The organism is Zoogloea oleivorans (genome assembly GCF_008107625.1).
Classification (GTDB): domain Bacteria; phylum Pseudomonadota; class Gammaproteobacteria; order Burkholderiales; family Rhodocyclaceae; genus Zoogloea; species Zoogloea oleivorans.
Genome location: NZ_SDKK01000048.1, coordinates 1 through 17473, shown reverse-complemented (window position 1 = coordinate 17473; position 17473 = coordinate 1). Strand labels below are relative to the sequence as shown.

The 17473-nt window shown below is 56.5% G+C and carries 14 protein-coding genes and 3 pseudogenes; 7 read left to right on the top strand and 10 right to left on the bottom strand.

The features are described from left to right. The first annotated feature begins 172 nt into the window (after nucleotides 1-172). A complete protein-coding gene (locus ETQ85_RS25005; protein ID WP_148581720.1) occupies nucleotides 173-5497 on the top strand; it encodes a site-specific integrase in 5325 nt (1774 codons plus the stop codon). Here the strand turns inward: ETQ85_RS25005 and ETQ85_RS25000 are convergent. The 4 genes and pseudogenes from ETQ85_RS25000 to ETQ85_RS27545 all read right to left on the bottom strand — a co-directional run. Beyond that, a complete protein-coding gene (locus tag ETQ85_RS25000) occupies nucleotides 5451-6245 on the bottom strand; it encodes a hypothetical protein (protein ID WP_148581719.1) in 795 nt (264 codons plus the stop codon). The genes ETQ85_RS25005 and ETQ85_RS25000 overlap by 47 nt on opposite strands. A 417-nt stretch (nucleotides 6246-6662) precedes the next feature. Continuing rightward, complete coding sequence (locus tag ETQ85_RS27335; protein ID WP_281283134.1) at nucleotides 6663-6794, bottom strand: hypothetical protein; 132 nt, start codon at nucleotides 6792-6794, stop codon at nucleotides 6663-6665. A 182-nt stretch (nucleotides 6795-6976) separates the two neighbouring features. Next, a pseudogene (locus tag ETQ85_RS27175) lies at nucleotides 6977-7372 on the bottom strand (transposase); the annotation flags it as partial. A gap of 51 nt (nucleotides 7373-7423) precedes the next feature. Beyond that, nucleotides 7424-7495: pseudogene (locus tag ETQ85_RS27545) on the bottom strand (helix-turn-helix domain-containing protein); the annotation flags it as partial. 273 nt (nucleotides 7496-7768) lie between these two features. On the opposite strand from ETQ85_RS27545, the gene ETQ85_RS24990 reads away from it, so the two are divergent. Beyond that, nucleotides 7769-8911 carry an ATP-binding protein gene (locus tag ETQ85_RS24990; RefSeq protein WP_148581717.1) on the top strand — a complete coding sequence of 381 codons (1143 nt, stop codon included), beginning with the start codon at nucleotides 7769-7771 and terminating at the stop codon, nucleotides 8909-8911. Between the two features lie 28 nt (nucleotides 8912-8939). Beyond that, entirely contained in the window at nucleotides 8940-9383 is a 444-nt protein-coding gene (locus ETQ85_RS24985; protein ID WP_187394865.1) for an antitoxin Xre/MbcA/ParS toxin-binding domain-containing protein, read from the top strand. 377 nt (nucleotides 9384-9760) lie between these two features. On the opposite strand, the gene ETQ85_RS24980 is transcribed toward ETQ85_RS24985, so the two are convergent. After that, a complete protein-coding gene (locus ETQ85_RS24980; RefSeq protein ID WP_148581715.1) occupies nucleotides 9761-10216 on the bottom strand; it encodes a hypothetical protein in 456 nt (151 codons plus the stop codon). 156 nt (nucleotides 10217-10372) lie between these two features. On the opposite strand from ETQ85_RS24980, the gene ETQ85_RS24975 reads away from it, so the two are divergent. Next, complete coding sequence (locus ETQ85_RS24975) at nucleotides 10373-10618, top strand: helix-turn-helix domain-containing protein (RefSeq protein ID WP_148581714.1); 246 nt, start codon at nucleotides 10373-10375, stop codon at nucleotides 10616-10618. A gap of 299 nt (nucleotides 10619-10917) precedes the next feature. Here the strand turns inward: ETQ85_RS24975 and ETQ85_RS24970 are convergent, their stop codons facing one another. The 3 genes and pseudogenes from ETQ85_RS24970 to ETQ85_RS24960 all read right to left on the bottom strand — a co-directional run bounded on the left by ETQ85_RS24970 (nucleotide 10918) and on the right by ETQ85_RS24960 (nucleotide 11936). After that, nucleotides 10918-11220, bottom strand: a complete 303-nt coding sequence (locus ETQ85_RS24970) for a hypothetical protein (protein ID WP_148581713.1) — start codon at nucleotides 11218-11220, stop codon at nucleotides 10918-10920. Continuing rightward, nucleotides 11172-11351: pseudogene (locus ETQ85_RS24965) on the bottom strand (transposase domain-containing protein); the annotation flags it as partial. The gene ETQ85_RS24970 and the pseudogene ETQ85_RS24965, both read right to left, overlap by 49 nt. 237 nt (nucleotides 11352-11588) lie before the next feature. Next, the gene (locus tag ETQ85_RS24960; protein ID WP_148581712.1) at nucleotides 11589-11936 is read right to left on the bottom strand and encodes a winged helix-turn-helix transcriptional regulator; all 348 of its coding nucleotides are present in this window, start codon (nucleotides 11934-11936) and stop codon (nucleotides 11589-11591) included. Between the two features lie 89 nt (nucleotides 11937-12025). Between ETQ85_RS24960 and ovoA the strand changes: the two genes are divergently transcribed. From ovoA to ETQ85_RS24945, 3 genes are read left to right on the top strand one after another with little or no spacing between them, the layout of a single operon-like run. Then, nucleotides 12026-14149: a 5-histidylcysteine sulfoxide synthase gene (gene ovoA / locus ETQ85_RS24955; protein WP_246128909.1), complete on the top strand. Its 2124-nt coding sequence runs from the start codon at nucleotides 12026-12028 to the stop codon at nucleotides 14147-14149. Nucleotides 14150-14199: 50 nt separating this feature from the next. Beyond that, entirely contained in the window at nucleotides 14200-15318 is a 1119-nt protein-coding gene (locus ETQ85_RS24950) for an ADP-ribosylglycohydrolase family protein (RefSeq protein ID WP_246128908.1), read from the top strand. Then, a complete protein-coding gene (locus ETQ85_RS24945) occupies nucleotides 15315-15977 on the top strand; it encodes a DsbA family oxidoreductase (RefSeq protein ID WP_148581710.1) in 663 nt (220 codons plus the stop codon). Before ETQ85_RS24950 ends, ETQ85_RS24945 begins: the two co-directional genes overlap by 4 nt. Before the next feature lie 160 nt (nucleotides 15978-16137). On the opposite strand, the gene istB is transcribed toward ETQ85_RS24945, so the two are convergent. Both istB and istA read right to left on the bottom strand, forming a co-directional pair. Beyond that, entirely contained in the window at nucleotides 16138-16920 is a 783-nt protein-coding gene (gene istB, locus ETQ85_RS24940) for an IS21-like element helper ATPase IstB (RefSeq protein WP_148581709.1), read from the bottom strand. A gap of 10 nt (nucleotides 16921-16930) precedes the next feature. Beyond that, the coding region (istA, locus tag ETQ85_RS24935) for an IS21 family transposase (protein WP_222862306.1) at nucleotides 16931-17473 on the bottom strand (543 nt) is incomplete at its 5' end.

The following is a 17473-nucleotide window of genomic DNA, read 5'->3' as shown; positions in this document are numbered from 1 at the left end:
GAACCTTCGGAGGAAAGGCTAGCTCTGTGCATGTTTTAAGTACAGAAGTGCCCACAGTCGTTAGAAAGCGGCGTATGGCATAGTCTTGTGCTACAGTCCCGCGCAGCCTCCCGCCTACCGAGACACCGCTGTGCCCTCTTCTGACCCGATCCAGAGCACCCCGGAATCGCTCTTGCCGAACGACGAACGTGCGAGCAATCCGATCCTTGCCCTCCTTCCCAAAGCGTGGGATGAGCTCGCAACCTGGGCCGAAGCGAACCACATTCTTGATAGCCTAATACTCGTTGTCGATGCAACGATGGCACTGGAACGTCCGGGTGCGATCGGCACAGTGCTCCACTATCTGGTTCGGGCTGATGTACTTGATATCTTGAGCCTGTGGTCTGCCGAGAGTAGTAACGCTGCGCAGCTCTATGAACTCGCGGTACGCCTGTTAACGGCGGACGCGATTTTGTCTAAGTACCAGCCTCTGCCGGAAGCAAAGACCGCCCGGATTCGTTTTTCGGGTTTCTCACTGGAGAGACTCTACATCTTCGCCTTGTTGGCCACGCGGAATCCATACGCTCGCACCAACCAAGGCCTCTACCAATATTTTGAACGGTTTCGCCTCTGGGGGCTGATCCATGCGCTTGAGCGTGCGACACAAAATCTGCTGTACGACCGCTATCTTCGGTATGTCGCTGACAGACTCCGTCTTGCGGGCGACGGAGTGAACGAATGGTTGCGCTTGGCGGAGCAGCTGACAAGTGGCGCTCAAGGTTACAGCGCGTTCGAACAACATATTGATAACAAGGCGCAATATGATCTCAGTGATCCTGGGCTGGACAAGAGCGCTCGCCCGTTTCTGCAAAGCCTTGCCCACGTGGCGAGGCGGGAGTTTCCGCCGGATGCCGTGTCGGTTACAGGGCTGTCGTCCCACCTCCCCCCGGCCGGACGTCCGTGGAGCCGAAGCTTTACCCCCATTCTGCTTGACGGCATGGACGACCTCGATGGCCCCAGCCCTGCTGCAGTTGTAGGAGAGGTGGACGGAAACTCGATATTTTCTGCGGACGTTCCACAGGACGCGACACTTGCCCAGCAGCGACGCCACGCTTCATCGGTGATCCTGGCCAGCGTGGAGGACAACCACTTCCTCCCCTGGAGTGTGAATCGACCAAGGCCTAGTGAAGTGAGGGCACTGGAACGGTGGATCAGCGAAGCTCTTCTTGGAAACGATGAAGGTGCCCAACGACTGGCAGCCGCTGTCTGGATTGCTCTACAGACAGGTCGGTCGCTTCGACGAACCCTCGATATGGCATTGGGGCCGGATTGCGGGGAGGAGTGGACGGTCTCGCCCACTGGGCTGACCCGACTGCCTGCTCGCCCCGATAGCGGGTGGAGCCCGGCACCTTCTGCGACGCCCTGGATTCGCGCGCTGGCGCTTAAGCATGAGATCACTTTCCCATCCTCCATTTCAACGGCACTGAACCGATGGCGGGCTGAAAGGCCAGCAGCAAGCACGCTCGGGGAGTTACTGGAGAGGCAGTCTGTCCTGAGCAGTTTCGGCCCCGCAATGAAGCCGATTGCACGTCGTCTCACGGGGGGAATGCTTGCGCAGGCGCTCCCACAAGCGCTTTATAACGAATCCGATGATGCCATTTTAGCCAGACTGTTCTGCAGGCACCCTAATTCGGGTTTGCCTGGTGCTGCTTCATACCCAAGCTGGAGCGGTGGTGAGCTATTCAAGATCCTGAACTCCGCCGATGTGCCTTTGGCGAGTATCGAGCCGCCGGACGGCAATGCTCTCGGAAGCAGGCTCGACCCCATTGAGTCGAAGCTTCGTCTTGAGATCCGTGATGCTGGGTTGAGGCTTCAGGATGCTCGGAGAGGCGGCGTTATCGCATTTCATAATGCGCTGACTGCCTACATTGTGGTGGCATTGCACGCTGCTACAGGGGTTCGCCCCGTACGTGCTGCATTTGAGTCGCGGCGTGATTTCGACTTCAAACACCACTTCGTGTTTGTTGCGGACAAGCAAAGTGGTAAGGCCCGCGACGGGCGACTGGTGCCGGTGCCAATGGCTCTGTGTGACTACATAGCCACGGCTTACCTTCCCTACATCCAGGAGCTAGGGCGATGGATATCGGCGGCTGGGGACTCTGAGTTCGGCGAGCGAGTCAGCGCACGTGCTGATCGTGATGCTACCCCCTCAATCCCACTGTTTTTCTCGCTACGTCGGGATGGGGATGTTTTGGCTTGGTCGCCGGTCAATGAGCATTTCATCGAGCAGCAAGGTCTATTTCGGTGGCCGTTGCCTTTGCGACATTTTCGGCATCGTCTGGCAACCCGACTGCGTTACCACGGGGTCGACCCTGAAATCATCGATGGACTCCTTGGGCATGCCGAACGTGGGGGTGTCTCTTACAGCGATAGGTCACCACGAGTGTGGTTGGAGGACATGACGAACATTCGGGGAATCCTCGATCAGACATTTGCTGATCTCGGTTTTTCCCCGGTCGCGCTAGTGCCGTCATCTGATCTGTCAGAATTAAATGGCCTACGTCCGGCTGACACGAGCACTGATCGGCAGAAGCTCTTTGGTCGTGCGGAACGACAGGCCAACCGGCTCGAGCGCGTGCGTGTCGCTGTCGAATGCGCCCGGGGGATAATCAAGCAAACCTGCGGCGCGCGGGATCTGGGAGAGCTGAATGCCGACGAACTCGATAGCTTGGCTCAGACCCTTTTGTTTACTGGGAAAGGCTTACCTCATCCGCTCGGTCCACTTCGCTATAGCGTCCTGATGCGTGGGCTCGACCGAGCCCAACTCAGACATCCACGTACGGTTCGGCTGAAACGTATATACCTAACGCTTGAGAGCGAACCGTCACAGTTTACCCAAGAAGCAGCCGGCGCCCTCGAAGCCTTCAGCCATCTTTGTGATGTACTGAATTTTGTCATTGAGCCACATAACCCCCGACGAGCCATCAGACGGTCGCTCACACTTGGCGTCATTCGCCTCGTCGTTAAGAGCCGATTCTGTGACCTTCAGACGCTTAAGGCGCTTCTGACGGGGCGCAACTACCGGGTCATCGGTTTCGGAAAGCGTCATTACCTAGAAATCGGAGCTGAAACGGGAGGTGACATTCGGGAGGCGGGGGCTGATGCGCTGTGTAGGCGCATTGAGATCGATAACGCCACCGCACGCCTTCTTGGTGCAATAGGGAACTTCGACCAAGCGATCAATGCAGGTAACCGACTTGTCGATCCCGCGCTGCAGCCCGCTGCCGCTGAATTGTGTCGACATTTCAACATTGGAAAATCCCTCACAACGGTTGCCCAGTTGATCGAAAGATTGGCAATGTTGGTCGACCAGGCCAATGTGATCACTCTGCCAGGAATCGTTGCAGGCTACCTCTCGGGTCGAGTCGAATCATATTCGATGACCTGGTATGACTTCACTAGACTGCATGAGGGATTTTCTAGGGACTTCAGCGCATATGGAGCTCAGACGGAGAGTTTCGATGCGGAGGTAGCCGAAATTGATGGCGCAATGCTTATTCCGACGGGGAGTCTCTCTGCTGACGTCCGCCAGGCTGCAGGCCGAAAACTGCTGACAAAAGTACGCGAAGTCTATGGCTCGCTCCCCCCTTCGGGGCGCTCCGTCGGCCGGGTGAAACGATCGACGCTCGCAAACCGGATACGTGAGCTAGTGCGCGGAGCGGGGGAGACTGCCCCTCATGCTGTGCGTGCTTTGGCTATGTGGGGCGGGGAGTTGCTGACTCGGCGCAAACGCGGTGGGGATCAACTCGCCCTCTCAGCCGTAGATCGATATGTCAGTGCGCTCTCTCGTCCGTTTTCTGAACTTGTCGGCGATGTGCGACTCGACCAACTCGACGAGGACGACCTGACCGATTTGTACTCGGAAGTTATCTCGTCAATGCCGCTGAAGTCTCAGCAGTACAGTCGATGCCGCCTGCAGGAGTTTCACGCCTGGTTAGCACGGCAAATGCCAATGGAAGATCCTGACTGGACTGAAATCCCCAGCGCCCAAAAAATTGTGAATGCACGTCCGGGCTTCTTCAGCGAGGCAGAATATCTGCGGGCATTTGAAAGCCTGCACGGGATTCAGGACAAAGACTATGGGGCCCAAGGGGCTCTACTTCTACTGCTCGCTTATCGGTTCGGCCTTAGGAGCGGCGAGGCATTCGGCCTCTTGCGAAACGAGTGGTTTTGGGAGGGGGCGTTGCCGTATCTGAGAGTTCGACACAACCGGCTAAAGAATCTGAAAACCGAGCGAACTTCATCTCGCCTAGTTCCCCTTATCGCCTCGGTCACCGCAAACGAAACGAAACTCATTGAGGAGCGTCTCGCGCAATTGGAGGCGCATGTCGGGAGTGACGTTGACACCCCGATCTTTGGTGATTTTGCAACCGATCGTGCTGCGAAAGCGAATCTGCGTAGTCGGGTCATCGCGACGCTGCGCGGGGTTACCGGAAATCCATATATCACGCTGCACCACGCACGGCATTCAATTGCCAATATCATCGCTGCCCAGCTATTTGGTGTAGATGCGGTGAGCAGAACCCCCGCAAGTCATGTGGGCTGTTTAGAAACAGAGACTCTGCTTGGAAGCTCACGAGGCACGCGCAGAATGCTTCCAGCCCTTGAACGCTATCTTGGCCACGGGCAGGCAGGGACTACTCATATGTACTACCTTCACCTGCTGGACCTATGGAGCAGTCAGCTGATCCGACTTTCACCAGAAACGTTTTCCAAAATAAAAGGGATTGTCTACCTGGATAGTTTTCCACCCTATTGCCCAGCAAACATAAATGAAAAAGCAGTCGCTTCGCCTCCTAGTCCAGCCATCGCACTCATGTACCTCCGGCTTCGGGCTAGAGGATATGAGCGTGAAGCGGCGGCTAACCGGCTAAAATTCAACTGTGCAATCGCTAACGAACTTGATGATACGCTCAATAGAGTAGCGAATAGTTTTCGCTTCTCCAGGTCATTGCGTGCTCAATTGCCGGACAGCCTTTCAGGCATGCCAGCGCTCGCAACGCTACTCACCCGCATTCCGGAATCTGGCTGGAATGACCTGATTACCTACGCTGAAAAACGGTTTGCCGAATCGTCGGCATTGCCGGGCGGCGCGCCAATTGAAAATCTGATCACCACATCACGCCAAGTCGTGATGTGGGAAGCCGAGCATTTCACCACCCTACGGAGCCACCTGGCCTGGTGGGGGCTAAAGAACGATCAGTTGCGAGTCTTAGCGACTAAGAAATGTTCATCCGAGATTTTTTCGGTTGCTTCAGAGTATGGTTTTGAACTCGAGTCAATGGGGAAATCGTCGATTCCTCAAATCGATCTTGTTCGCGCCGGCATATATAAAGTCGAGCAACGAGTTGCGCTGGTTTTTAAAGAGTCCGAGCACGCGATCAGGCACTCGGCCGAATTTTGTATATGCCTTATCGTAGGGTCTGTTCTTTCACCCGAGGAGGCACTCTGCGAATAGTTGTTGTGCGCTTGCCGACGTCGTCAATGACGTCACACACCTCGAAATTGAACATATCTCTTGAACGCATCGATTTCCAAAATTGGTCTAATTCGCTGTGGTTGCTGTAGTTGCCGTTAATTGCAACGCCGTCCAAATCCAGAATTCGCACTGCGAAGTCGCTAAATCCTAAATTGTCGATAATCCCCTGAACTTCCCGCCTTACTGTCTGGCCGACAAGTTTGGATGGGCGGGCACTCAATTTCCCTTCGACTATAACAATGGACTCATTGTCATGATCATCAATCACTATGGGGTGTTTGAGTCGAACTGGAAGGGAAAGTAACGTTTTCTGGACGCATTGGGTTAGTTTCATTTCCTCGTCCGTCGTCAGTTGAACCTGTAGCCGACTGTCGTCCAGAAGATCTTGGCTTGACGCGTGGGATGTTTTAGTGGTGAGCCCTTGCGCGTACCTAAAGCAGATCGCATCTATTCTTACTCGAAGTTGATCCGGAAGGTCACACGACGTCGAAATCTTGATGGCCGGATAAACTAAATTGCCCGGCGAATCTCGGCACAGAGATGTCTTTATATAGCACTCGTCAGGCGCCATTAGCCCCATGGAAGTCAGGGCATCGACAAGACCTCTACCAAGCATTTTTATATCGCGCCAATCTATTCCATCGAAGTCGCCGTCGAGATCTCCGTTTTCGCCATTTGAAACAGCAATGGGATACTTCTCTACTAGAGTATATATACGGTTATGCATAACTTTTGCCGTTTTTGACCAAAAACCCGGCTGATTGCATGCGCACCTGAAAGCCATTTTCTGGCACGCCTTTGGTGGCGCAATGCAATGATGTGGCCCCGACCCTTTTTCAAAAACACGAAAACGTACCTTTAGAAGGCGGGATCGGCGGACACTTAGCGGGATTAAATGGATTATTCGGTGTTCTCCGGTTGTTGTAAGTGCTTATGCAATCTTCCCGTATTTTTTTGTATATTTTGTTTTTAGTCAGAACTGTTTTTGACGCTACTAAAACAAAAACGACAACCTTGAAGAACTCCAGTTCGCGCCTGTTTTTCGCGTGGCTTAGGGCTTCTGAATGAGCGGCCTCACGCGCTTCGACTTCGTAAGCACCCGGCAAACCCATCGCAAGCGTCCATCGGCGCCACCTTGCGGGTGTCAGCGCTTGATGATCTGACCGGCGATGGGTTCTGCTGCAGTGGAATCGACCACCCGATGCAGCAAGGCATAGGCGACACTCCATTTCTGGTCGTCGGCAATGAGAGTGACGGTCTTTTCGTTGAGACGCATGATCTGGCGCGCTGCGCTGGCGATGCTCGTGGTCGAGGAAACCTACGGTATCGCCAATCCCCACCTCCTGCCGGCTCAATCCGCGGGCGGGATTGTCCCGGAGTCGCACATCAGCGCCATCGAGATTTATGGCCGTAAAGGAAATGAACCAGTGTTCGCCGGATTCGAATTGGCGAACCAAGACTTCCTTCTTCCTGAATTCCAGAATCGTAGCCGGCCCGGGCGCCACTGGTGGGAGTCGATTGCAGCGTCCGGCTGTCCAGAACGGCGGCCGATGGATGGGGCGTGCGCCCATCAGCCAAGCGCAGCAGCATGCGCAAGTCGTGCACGATGGCCTCGAAGCAGCCGGCCTTGAACCAGCGCTGCATCTGCTGATGCACGCGCGACCAAGGCGGCAGGTCGTTGGGCAACATCCGCCACGGACAGCCGGTGCGCACGACATAGCGAAGCGCGTTGAACACTTCGCGCAGATCGTGCCGACGCTGGCCGGCGTCAAGCGGAAACAGAATCAGGTAAGGCGCGACGAAGGCCCATTCTTCGTCGCTGACATCGGTCAGGTAGGGTTTGGCACGGCGGATGAAGTCGAGTAGAGCGTTGGCCTGCTTCTCGGTCCCGCAAGCAAGGCGCAGCAGGTACTGTACGGGCTCAGGAGCCTTGCTGCCGGACTCATACCAGGAGCCGCCCGACTGGGTGGTGGCAATTTGCCCTCAAAAGATCGCTTGATCCAGCCCGAGCGACTTGCATACTGCTTTCGCTTTCTCCCCGGCGGGGGCGAGTAGCTTGGAACGCTTCAACTTGGCAGGCACGGCGCACCGCCTTCCAGAATGGATAAAACGACAACATAACAGAAAGCAGCGGATGAGTGCAACCGGGAGGCACGACCTGACGCGGCCATTGTTACGTGCGGACGGCTGGTCCCCTGAAAAGCCTGAGCCGAGGGCTACAATCCCTCATCCTCTCCCAGGTGCAACTGAATGACAGCGGTGTCGGTTTTCCATCGTCCCGAGCTGGCCAGACGGCTGACGGATCGGATTCTGGACAACTCACCGACCTCTGCGTCGCGATCCGGGATCTTCTTGGTGGCCCCCCGGCGCACGGGCCTGTCGACATTCATTCGGGCGGATTTGCTGCCCGCGCTGGAACGTCGCGAAGTGGTCGTTATCTCCATCCCCCTGTCAGCGGATCCCAGGATTGACCCTGGCGAGATGATCGCCAAGGGGGTTCGCAGTGCGTTGGGCAAGCGCGAGACTGCAGTCAAGCGAACCACTACGAGCCTTGGCATCGCTGACGACAGCGTGGGCAGCATAAATTTCTCGCTCGAACGCATCGGGATCGGGAAGGACGTCACGCTGACCCAGACGCTCGCGGCCCTCTCTGAGGAGGTGAAGTGCCTCGTCGTGATCGTTATTGATGACGTACAGCAGGTGCTTTCCAGCCAGGCTGGTATGGACAGTCTGTTTGCCCTGAAAGCCGCCCGCGATGAACTGAACAGTTCCGCGCACTCTGGTCTGCGTCTGGTGTTCTCCGGAACGCATGGAGGCAAGTTGGCCATGCTACGAGGCAGTGTGGATCAGGCGTTCTATGGAGCGCCGCTCGTTGCACTCCCCCATCTGAACCGAGATTACGTCGAGCGGTTCTGTGCGAATATAAGCCTTCCAGGAGCACTGGAGCCTGATGCCGTCTGGGGGCTGTTCGAGAAGGCGGGCTGGCAGCCTGAGCGTTTGGACGTAGCCGCAGACCAGCTTCGGCTCAACATCGAAGGTACACCTGCCTATCTGCAAAGCCGCTTTGCCGCGGCCGTTGAAGAACAGATCATGATGGCAACGACCGAGATCCTGCACACCCTGCAGACGCTTACTGAGCTTCAAACTGCCGTGCTGCGCGTGTTTGCCGAGAGCGGTACGGACTATCATCCATTCGAGGCGACCACCTTTACGAGGTATCACGCAGCATTGGCCGAAGTGTCGTCCTCGGCCAACGCAGAGATTGATATCCCTTCGACGCTAGCAGCGCTTCGCGGTCTGGAGGAAGGATCGCTCATCTGGACGACGTCACGTGGTGTTTATGAGTGGGAGGATCCCACCGTAGCAGAGGTGCTACTGGAGTGTCCTTCATGAGGCTGATTGGACTGCAGCGGAGATGACCTTGGAGCCCGACACTGTGGCATTCGCGAAAAGCCTGCATCGCGCTTCACCCGCCGAGCGCGTCAGCCTCATCCGTGCCGGGGTGTCGGCTTCCCGCATCCCCGAGCTCGCGGTCGCAATGCGCGTCTCGCGGGAGCGGCTGCTGGGCATGCTCAATTTGCCTGACGCATCCATCAGACGACAGGCCCGTCAAGGCGTGATGCTCTCTATGGAGCAGTCCGAGCGTGTGATCGGGCTGGCCCGTCTGATCGGTCAGGTTGCAGTCATGGTAGAGGACTCGGGGGGGCCGAAGGACTTCGATGCGGCCCGGTGGATCGGCGAGTGGCTGGAGCAGCCGGTTCCCGCATTAGAAGGGGGTAGGCCGGCGGACTACATGGAGACGCTGACGGGGCAAGCGCTTGTCTCCAACCTGCTCATACAGTCGCAGGGCGGAGTATTCGCGTGATGTGGGGCCAAAGATGGCCGACTTTTGATCGGAATCCGTGGAAGGGTTTGTGTCGGAATGGGTGGCTGTTTTGGCGTGGAATACACAACTGGCTTAGCGAGAACTCACAGTCGAGGATCGGAAGGCGATTGGCACGGGCATCAAGAAGACCGCCCAGTACGGATGCACACCCGCCGCATGGTGGTGAATCGCCTTCTGGACGAGCGCGATACAAGTGAGACCCGCCAGAGCCAGTGTGGCGCTGGGTAGGCCTCTGCGCTTCGAGCTTGGGGATGGAGCAGCCTAATCAACCGAGCTGGTCGCTGCCCCTGGTTCACTACAACGGCTTGCAGCGCAGGACCAGATGTTTATCTCTCAGGCCGGTAGCGCTTGATCGTTCAGGTCTGAGTCGGCTCAGGTTGGTGAGCGAACGCAAATTCCCGGCACAGCTCAAACTCTGCCTTGTCCGCTTCTTTTTGGGTGACTGTGCAGTATCGATTGCCGTTGGCGACATCATAGATGATCGACCACGCGTCCTCTGGGTTGCGCCAAATCCGGACGAGCGATTCCATTCTCCATTGATCGGAGCCATTCACGTGAGGAGGGCTGACGAGTTGGATATCCGTGATGGTGATCGCATCTTCACGCGGCTGGTCAACAAATGAGAGTAGATCGTCCGCTGGCTTAGAAATCAAGAACGTTTCACCAAACACACCCTCAGGGGTCTTGACGTCGAAACTCACGTAAAACCATTCGTTGTGCGTCGCGAGGCTGACAGCCCTCCATATATTCCGACCGTCGCCAAACAATCTGGTGGCAAAGGGATGGTGAGCGGAATCATCAGTCACAAACATGGCGGGCTTTCATAACGGAGACAGGCCAATCGAAGTGGATTGGCCGGAGATAAAAAGAGAACTTGAAAGTTCAGACTGGGACGGATTTTCATCCCAAGTTAAAATTGTGACGTAAACACGGCTGACTTAAAAGCAGCAACCCGAGAGACTGAGCTGATGTCTCTTCGGGAATTATCCTTGCCACCGAACGCGCCTACTGCGCGTGGGCTCCTTGCGATGAACATCATTCGGCTTCGCAGGGCAAAAGGATGGTCTCAGGAGGATCTAGCCTTCGCGGCAGGTCTGCACCGAACTTTTGTTGCGCATGTAGAACGTCAAGTGCGCAATATATCTATCGATAATATCGAGCGTCTTGCGGGAGCATTGCAGGTGCCTGTGCATGTTTTGCTACTGTCGGCTTGAATGAGCATAAGTGCCAAGTGAATCCATCTGACCTTGAAGCTCAGGGATGCGGCTGCGCTAGTCGGTTCAGTGCCATCTTGCTGGGCCGGTGTCGCCTGAAGCCGAAAGCAGTCATCGGCGGCTGAACAGCAGGTGACCAACACATTGCGGCCTGTCGCCGAGCAGATCAAACAGGCGACGATCCTGATACAGGACATCAAAGGTGCTCTCGAACCCCATACGGCCATCATCGATCTGAGCAATCGAGGCGTAGGAAGTGCGTAAGCGTCCGAACAGAGCCGTCTTGATGGCTCTTCAGCCTATGGAGGGGTGATCTCGTCGATGAAGTCGCCTTCCTTGAGTGCATAGGCAATCGCCGCATCGAGCCTGAGCAGCAGATCGGGGAGGGATTCGCCGAAGCGGCGCTTGAGCATGGCCAGTGCGTTGCTCGAGTCGGCCGCGATGGCAACGTAGCCGACCGGGCTCATGAGGCCGAGAGTGATCTCGCCCTCTTCGAGGAAGGCCTCGATGTGGGGCAGGTGCAGTCCCTCAATGCGGGCGGGCCCGGCGGTGTTCAGGCGGCCCTTGGCTGGGCGAGCTGAAGTGCGTTGGCGACGTTCCATGGCAACAATTCTTCCACACAGCTGACCGGGTGATCGGCAATCAAGGTGATGACATGCCGCAGATAGGCTTCGGGATCGAGGCCATTGAGCTTGGCCGAGCCGATCAGGCTATACAGGCTGGCAGCGCTGTCAACAACAATCTTGAACTGACCCACTGAGACAGCAGTCATCAACTTAAAATTGACCCACATGGGGTGGTTTCCGCATCTTTCTGGTTGGGTAGTTTTGGTTCCCTCTGCTGTCGGCCAGAAGCGGTCGCTCTGCCTCCTCTTAAACCAGTCATTCAATTGTCAGCTTACGGGGAACACCTGCCGTAGGCTTGGGGTCGCCGCGATAGACAAACCTGGTCGTACTTGACTAAAAAGCCTTCAAACAGGGAGCATCAGGAGTTCCGGCACATGCTCATCCAACCAATCATCCAACGATGACAACACGGTTCGGAAAGAACATCCTAATTCAGTCATCGTATACTCGACCTTAGGCGGAATCGTCTGGAAGTCATGTCGAGCGACCAGGCCGTTCGCCTCTAGCCGACGAATAGTCTGGGTCAGCATCTTCTGCGAGATGCCTTCGATTTCCTGCATCAATTGGCCATTGCGACGCGGACCATTCGCAAGGGCATGCATCACCAGTAGCGCCCATTTGTCGCCAATCAATTCGATGAAGCGCCTGGATGGACATTGCTTAAAGCACGGATTCGTCTTGCGCTCGGTCATGATTGAAAGCCCATAGGCACCATAAAGTGCGTACTTTACCATTGTAAAGTGTCTCAATACACTGCCTTCAACACCAATTTGATGAAGGCATGAGCACCGTGAAATCCCTATTCCCACGCACCCCTTTTCTCGGCGGCACCGACGTTGAGGCCAAGCGCGTCGAGTTGCTGCACTACTTCCATTCCACGTTTGACCGCTATGAGTCTCTATTCGAGGTGCTGTCTTGCGATGAGGCTTATTACAAGAAGCCCATATCATTACGTCATCCTCTGATTTTCTACTTCGGCCACACGGCCACTTTCTTCATCAATAAATTCTTGCTCGCCGGTCTGATTGATAAACGCATCGACCCCAGGCTGGAGTCCATGTTTGCCATCGGCGTGGACGAGATGAGCTGGGACGACCTGGATGACGCCCGCTACAACTGGCCCACGGTCGCCGAAGTGCGCGCCTACCGCAACAAAGCGCGTGAGGTGATTGATGGCGTGATTCGGCACACACCGTTCTCCTTGCCCATTGGCTGGAAAGACCCGTTCTGGGCCGTGCTAATGGGTATCGAGCACGACCGTATCCACCTGGAAACGTCCTCGGTACTGATGCGCCAGCATAATTTGAAGTACGTCAAACCCCATCCAGATTGGCAGCCCTGCCGTGAAAGCGGTTCTGCCCCCAACAACACACTGGTGAATATCCCCAGCGGACGGGTAATGCTTGGCCGCGACTTCAACGACCCCATCTACGGATGGGATAACGAGTACGGTCGTCATCAGGCCGAGGTGCCAGCCTTTCAAGCCGCACGCTATTTGGTCAGTAACGGCGAATTCCTCGAGTTCGTGTCTGCCGGCGGCTACGCCGATGACAGCTTGTGGGATGAAGAAGGCCTCGGCTGGTGCCGTTATGCGCGTGCCGAGTTTCCCACCTTCTGGGTACCGTCTGCAGATGGCTGGAAGCTGCGCCTGATGGCGGAGGAAGTGCCCATGCCTTGGGACTGGCCGGTGGAAACCAACTGCCTGGAGGCTCGTGCCTTCTGCCGCTGGAAAACGCGTGAAACCGGCCAGCCAGTGCGCTTGCCGACCGAGGACGAATGGAACCGGCTCTATGACCACGTACATCTCGCCGACGTGCCGCACGATGCACCTGCCGCGGCCAACTTGCATCTCGACCACTGGGCCTCGAGCTGCCCGGTCAATCGCTTCATCCACGGCGATTTGGCGGATGTGGTGGGCAATGTCTGGCAATGGTGTGAAACGCCGACCTATCCCTTCGATGGCTTCGACGTCCATCCCATCTACGATGACTTCACCAGCCCGACATTTGACGACCGACACAACCTCATCAAGGGCGGCAGCTGGATTGCCACAGGGAATGAATCCCGCCACGCCTCGCGCTATGCCTTTCGCCGTCACTTTTTCCAGCATGCCGGCTTCCGCTACGTGGTGACGGACACTCCTGTGACGAACCCGGTGTCGGCCTATGAGACGGACACTATGGTGTCGCAGTACGCGGAATTCCATTACGGTGATGTGGCTCTCGGCGTGCCAAATTTCCCCCAGACAATGGCACAACTGGCCATCGACTTCCATCGTCGCCACGGCAACGGCACTCAGGGGCGTGCCCTCGACCTGGGATGCGCGACCGGCCGCGCCAGTTTTGAATTGGCCGGAACCTTTGACAAAGTTATCGGCATCGACTTCTCCGCTCGCTTTATCCAGGTCGGTATCCGCTTGGTCGAAACCGGTGCCATCCGGTACACCATCCCAGAGGAGGGCGAATTGGTCAGCTACCACGAACGACGCCTGGACTGCCTAGGCCTGGCGGAAACCGCTCAGCGGGTAGAGTTCTGGCAGGGTGATGCCTGCAACCTGAAGGACATCTTCGGCGGCTTCGACCTCATCCTTGCCGCGAATCTCATAGACCGCCTCTACGCGCCACGTCGCTTCCTTGATGCCGTTGCCGACCGCCTGAACCCTGGTGGCCTGCTGGTGCTGGCCTCGCCCTACACCTGGCTGGAGGAATACACCAAACGCGCCGAGTGGATTGGTGGCTTCAAAAAGGATGGCGAATCCCACAGCACTCTGGACGGACTGAAGGAAATCCTCGGCCGTAATTTCACCCTGGTTGAAGACCCGTTATCTGTCCCGTTCGTCATCCGCGAGACGAGACGCAAACACCAACATACATTAAGCGAGGTTACGGTATGGAAACGCAAGTGAAGTCTTCGGCCACCGCGGACGGACTCCGCGACCGGGCGCTAGGTGCCCTGATGGGAGCTTTCATTGGTGATGCCTTGGGCGTTGGCCCTCACTGGTACTACGACCTGGACCAAATGGTCGCCGACTACGGCCCTTGGATTGACTCCTATACGCGCCCCAAACCTGGGCGTTATCACGAAGGAGTCGAGCCCGGACAGCCATCCCAGTCCGGCATTCTGCTGGAGATGACGCTACGCTCCTTGGTGGACTGTGGTGGCTATGATGAAACAGATTTTTGCCGACGCCTGGATGCGGAGCTCTTCCCTCAACTGGACGGCACCTCGATGAATGGCCCTGGTGGCTATACCAGCCAATCAATTCGGGATGCCTGGCGTAATCGATTCCAGGAAGGGCTGGACTGGGGAAAGTTCGGTAGCGATGTTGATAACACCGAGGCAGCCGAGCGGATTATCGCTATTGCGGTGCGCTATGCGCTCAATCCAGCCAAACTGGCTTGGGCCGTGACTGCCAATACAGCGCTAACTCAAACAAACGGTAACGTCCTAACTACAACGACCACCTACGGTGCTGTGTTGGGTATGTTGGTCGAAGGGCATCAATTGGATACCGACATATCCGACAAACTCATGGAGCGTATCAAGGCCGACACGCGAATCTCCCGCTTCAATTCATCAGTTCAACCCCTCCACGCTGCCGCTCAGGGAAGGGTAGAGGCCGAAAAAAACACCGACTGTGTGCCATGTATGGAGGCGTTCTTTTCTTCTCATGATGCCTTGGTGACACCATCGGGCGTTGTCCGGGCAGCCCACGACTCGGCAATTCGCATTGAACCTGCCTCCAAAGTAAGTGTGCTCTACGGCTTGCCTTGCGCGGTCCATCACCAGTTTCCTGCTGCCTACTACCTGACGGCCCGCTTCCCGGACGACTTCGAGTCCGCCGTGCTACACGCCCTGAACGGCGGCGGACAGAACCAGGCCCGTGCCATGCTAACTGGTGCTCTCAGTGGCGCGATGGTTGGCCTGTCCGGTATTCCCCGGCGATTCATCGATGGCCTGGAGCGCGCTGAAGTGCTACTAGCACTTGCCGAGAGGCTGGTAGACGATATGCAAAGTCAGGCACAGAGAAACTACTCACACGGATATTTCATTGATGAAAGACGTTGCCCATGAGCCAGTCGCAGCCTTTGACTATTGAAATCGTTTCCGACGTTGTCTGCCCGTGGTGCTTCATAGGATTGCGCCGCCTCGATTTGGCCCTCGAGGCCGTGCGGCGCAGGCATCCTGATTTTCAGTGCATCAAGCGTTGGCGCCCGTTCTTCCTGAATCCAAGCACCTCGCCTGACGGTGAGCCTTACCTGCCTCACCTCGTGAAGAAGTTTGGCGGCCCCGAACGGGTTCAAGCAGCATTCCAACATGTGCGTGACGCTGGCGCTGCCTATGGACTGGATTACCGATTTGAAGACATCAAGGTTCTGGCCAATACGTTCCAGGCGCATCGGCTGATTCACTGGGCACAACAGAGCGGCGATGCGCAGATTCTGGTAGAGCGGCTTCTGGTCGGACAGTTCCAACGCGGAGAGAACCTTGGTGACAAAGCTGTCCTTGCCAACATCGCTGTTGAGTGCGGCTATAGCAAGGATGCCGTCGTCGAATACTTGGACTCCGATGAAGACAATCAGTTTGTGCGGGAACAGGAGAGGGAATCTAAGGCTTGGGGAGCGACTGCTGTGCCAACCTTCGTCGTCGGACGGAAGCTCATGGTCGCAGGGGCCGAAGACCCCATGCTTTTGGCCGGGGCCATCGAGCAAGTTCTGGCTAAGGATTCTTGATGAAGAGGCGGTTGTTAGGGTTTTTCACACCAATCGACCGGTTGCTGTTGAAAGCTGACCTGCAATCGACTGCGATACCAACGTCCGGATTGGGCACGTTACGGTCGTAGGCCGTCTTGCTTGAGCCGCCCTTCACGGAACGGCTCAGGGTGCTGCCTAGTCAGTTGTTTGTGGCTCCTTGTGTGCCAACAAACCCAGCCTTTTTCTTGTCCTTCAGTCTATAGCTATCGCCCTTGATCTGGATGATGTGGGCGTGATGCAGGAGCCGATCCAGCAGGGCAGCGGTCAGGGTATCATCGCCATTGAAAGCAGTGCCCCACTGCCCAACCGGGAGATTGGACGTAACGATCACCGATCCCTTCTCATACCGCTTGGCAATGACCTGAAAGAACAGGTTTGATTCTTCTCGCCCAAACGGCAGGTAGCCAATCTCGTCAATCACCAGCAACCGGTAGGCAAGCACATTGCGTTTCATTACCTCGTTGAGACGCCCTTGGCGCTGTGCTGCAGCGAGTTGCAGCGCCAGGTCCGCCGCACTGACAAAACGCGTCTTAATGCCCGCCTGCGTCGCGGCGTAGCCCAAGGCAATCGCCAGGTGGGTCTTGCCGACACCGGAAGGCCCAAGCAGCATGATGTTCTCAGTGCGCTCAACAAAAGCCAAGCTGAACAATTCCTGGATGCGTGCTTTTGGGATGTCGCTGGCAAATTTGAAGTCAAAGCTATCGAATGTCTTGATGACAGGAAACCCAGCAAGTCGAGTCAATACGGTTCGGCTACGCTGTTGCCGGCCAATGACCTCCTCTTTGAGTAGTGCTTCGAGGAAATCAGCAAACCCCTGTTCGGCCTTGATCGCCGCTTCGGCGATCACCGGGTAGATTTCCGGGACTCGATCAAGGCCCAGCAACTCGCAGGAGGCGCGGATACGTTCTGCTTGAATATCCATGACTCCCTCCTTAAGCGGCGGCAGCGACCAGCTGATCGTAGAACGACAGCGGGCGTTGCAGCGGGGTAACAATATGGAGAGCAGGCTTGGTCAGCGACTCCTCCCGGACCGACACGCCGGTATAGCTGGGCGGCAAGGCTTGCAGGTGGGGTTGTTCGGCCTTCAACAACTTCTCTGGCTGTTCCTTGGTCGTGGCGTGAATACGGACATTAGCCGTTTCGCGCAGCCAACGACGTACCTCGACATTGGCCGTGTCCTTGTCCAACTCAACCCCGCTCATCTTGAGGCGGCTGGCCAGCGTGACATGGAAGGTGCGGCGCAAATAGCGATTGAAGCGCTCCACCTTGCCCTTCGTACGGGCGCGATAGGGCTGGCAAAGCTTGGGAACAAAGCCCCAGTGCTTGGCGAAATCAAGGAACAGCGGGTTTAGGCGATGATTGCCATCACCATAGCCATCCCGCTCGATAACGACCGTCTTCATGTTGTCGTAAAGCACCTGCTTGGGGACGCCACCGAAATACTCGAAAGCGCGCTCGTGGCAAGCCAGCAGGGT

Coding starts and splice junctions, on each gene's coding strand:
- ETQ85_RS25000 (WP_148581719.1), bottom strand. CDS start 6,245: ATGCATAACCGTATATATACTCTAGTAGAGAAGTATCCCATTGCTGTT.
- ETQ85_RS27335 (WP_281283134.1), bottom strand. CDS start 6,794: ATGCGTCTCAACGAAAAGACCGTCACTCTCATTGCCGACGACCAGAAA.
- ETQ85_RS24990 (WP_148581717.1), top strand. CDS start 7,769: ATGACAGCGGTGTCGGTTTTCCATCGTCCCGAGCTGGCCAGACGGCTG.
- ETQ85_RS24980 (WP_148581715.1), bottom strand. CDS start 10,216: ATGTTTGTGACTGATGATTCCGCTCACCATCCCTTTGCCACCAGATTG.
- ETQ85_RS24975 (WP_148581714.1), top strand. CDS start 10,373: ATGTCTCTTCGGGAATTATCCTTGCCACCGAACGCGCCTACTGCGCGT.
- ETQ85_RS24970 (WP_148581713.1), bottom strand. CDS start 11,220: ATGGAACGTCGCCAACGCACTTCAGCTCGCCCAGCCAAGGGCCGCCTG.
- ETQ85_RS24960 (WP_148581712.1), bottom strand. CDS start 11,936: ATGACCGAGCGCAAGACGAATCCGTGCTTTAAGCAATGTCCATCCAGG.
- ovoA (WP_246128909.1), top strand. CDS start 12,026: ATGAGCACCGTGAAATCCCTATTCCCACGCACCCCTTTTCTCGGCGGC.
- ETQ85_RS24950 (WP_246128908.1), top strand. CDS start 14,200: ATGGGAGCTTTCATTGGTGATGCCTTGGGCGTTGGCCCTCACTGGTAC.
- ETQ85_RS24945 (WP_148581710.1), top strand. CDS start 15,315: ATGAGCCAGTCGCAGCCTTTGACTATTGAAATCGTTTCCGACGTTGTC.
- istB (WP_148581709.1), bottom strand. CDS start 16,920: ATGGATATTCAAGCAGAACGTATCCGCGCCTCCTGCGAGTTGCTGGGC.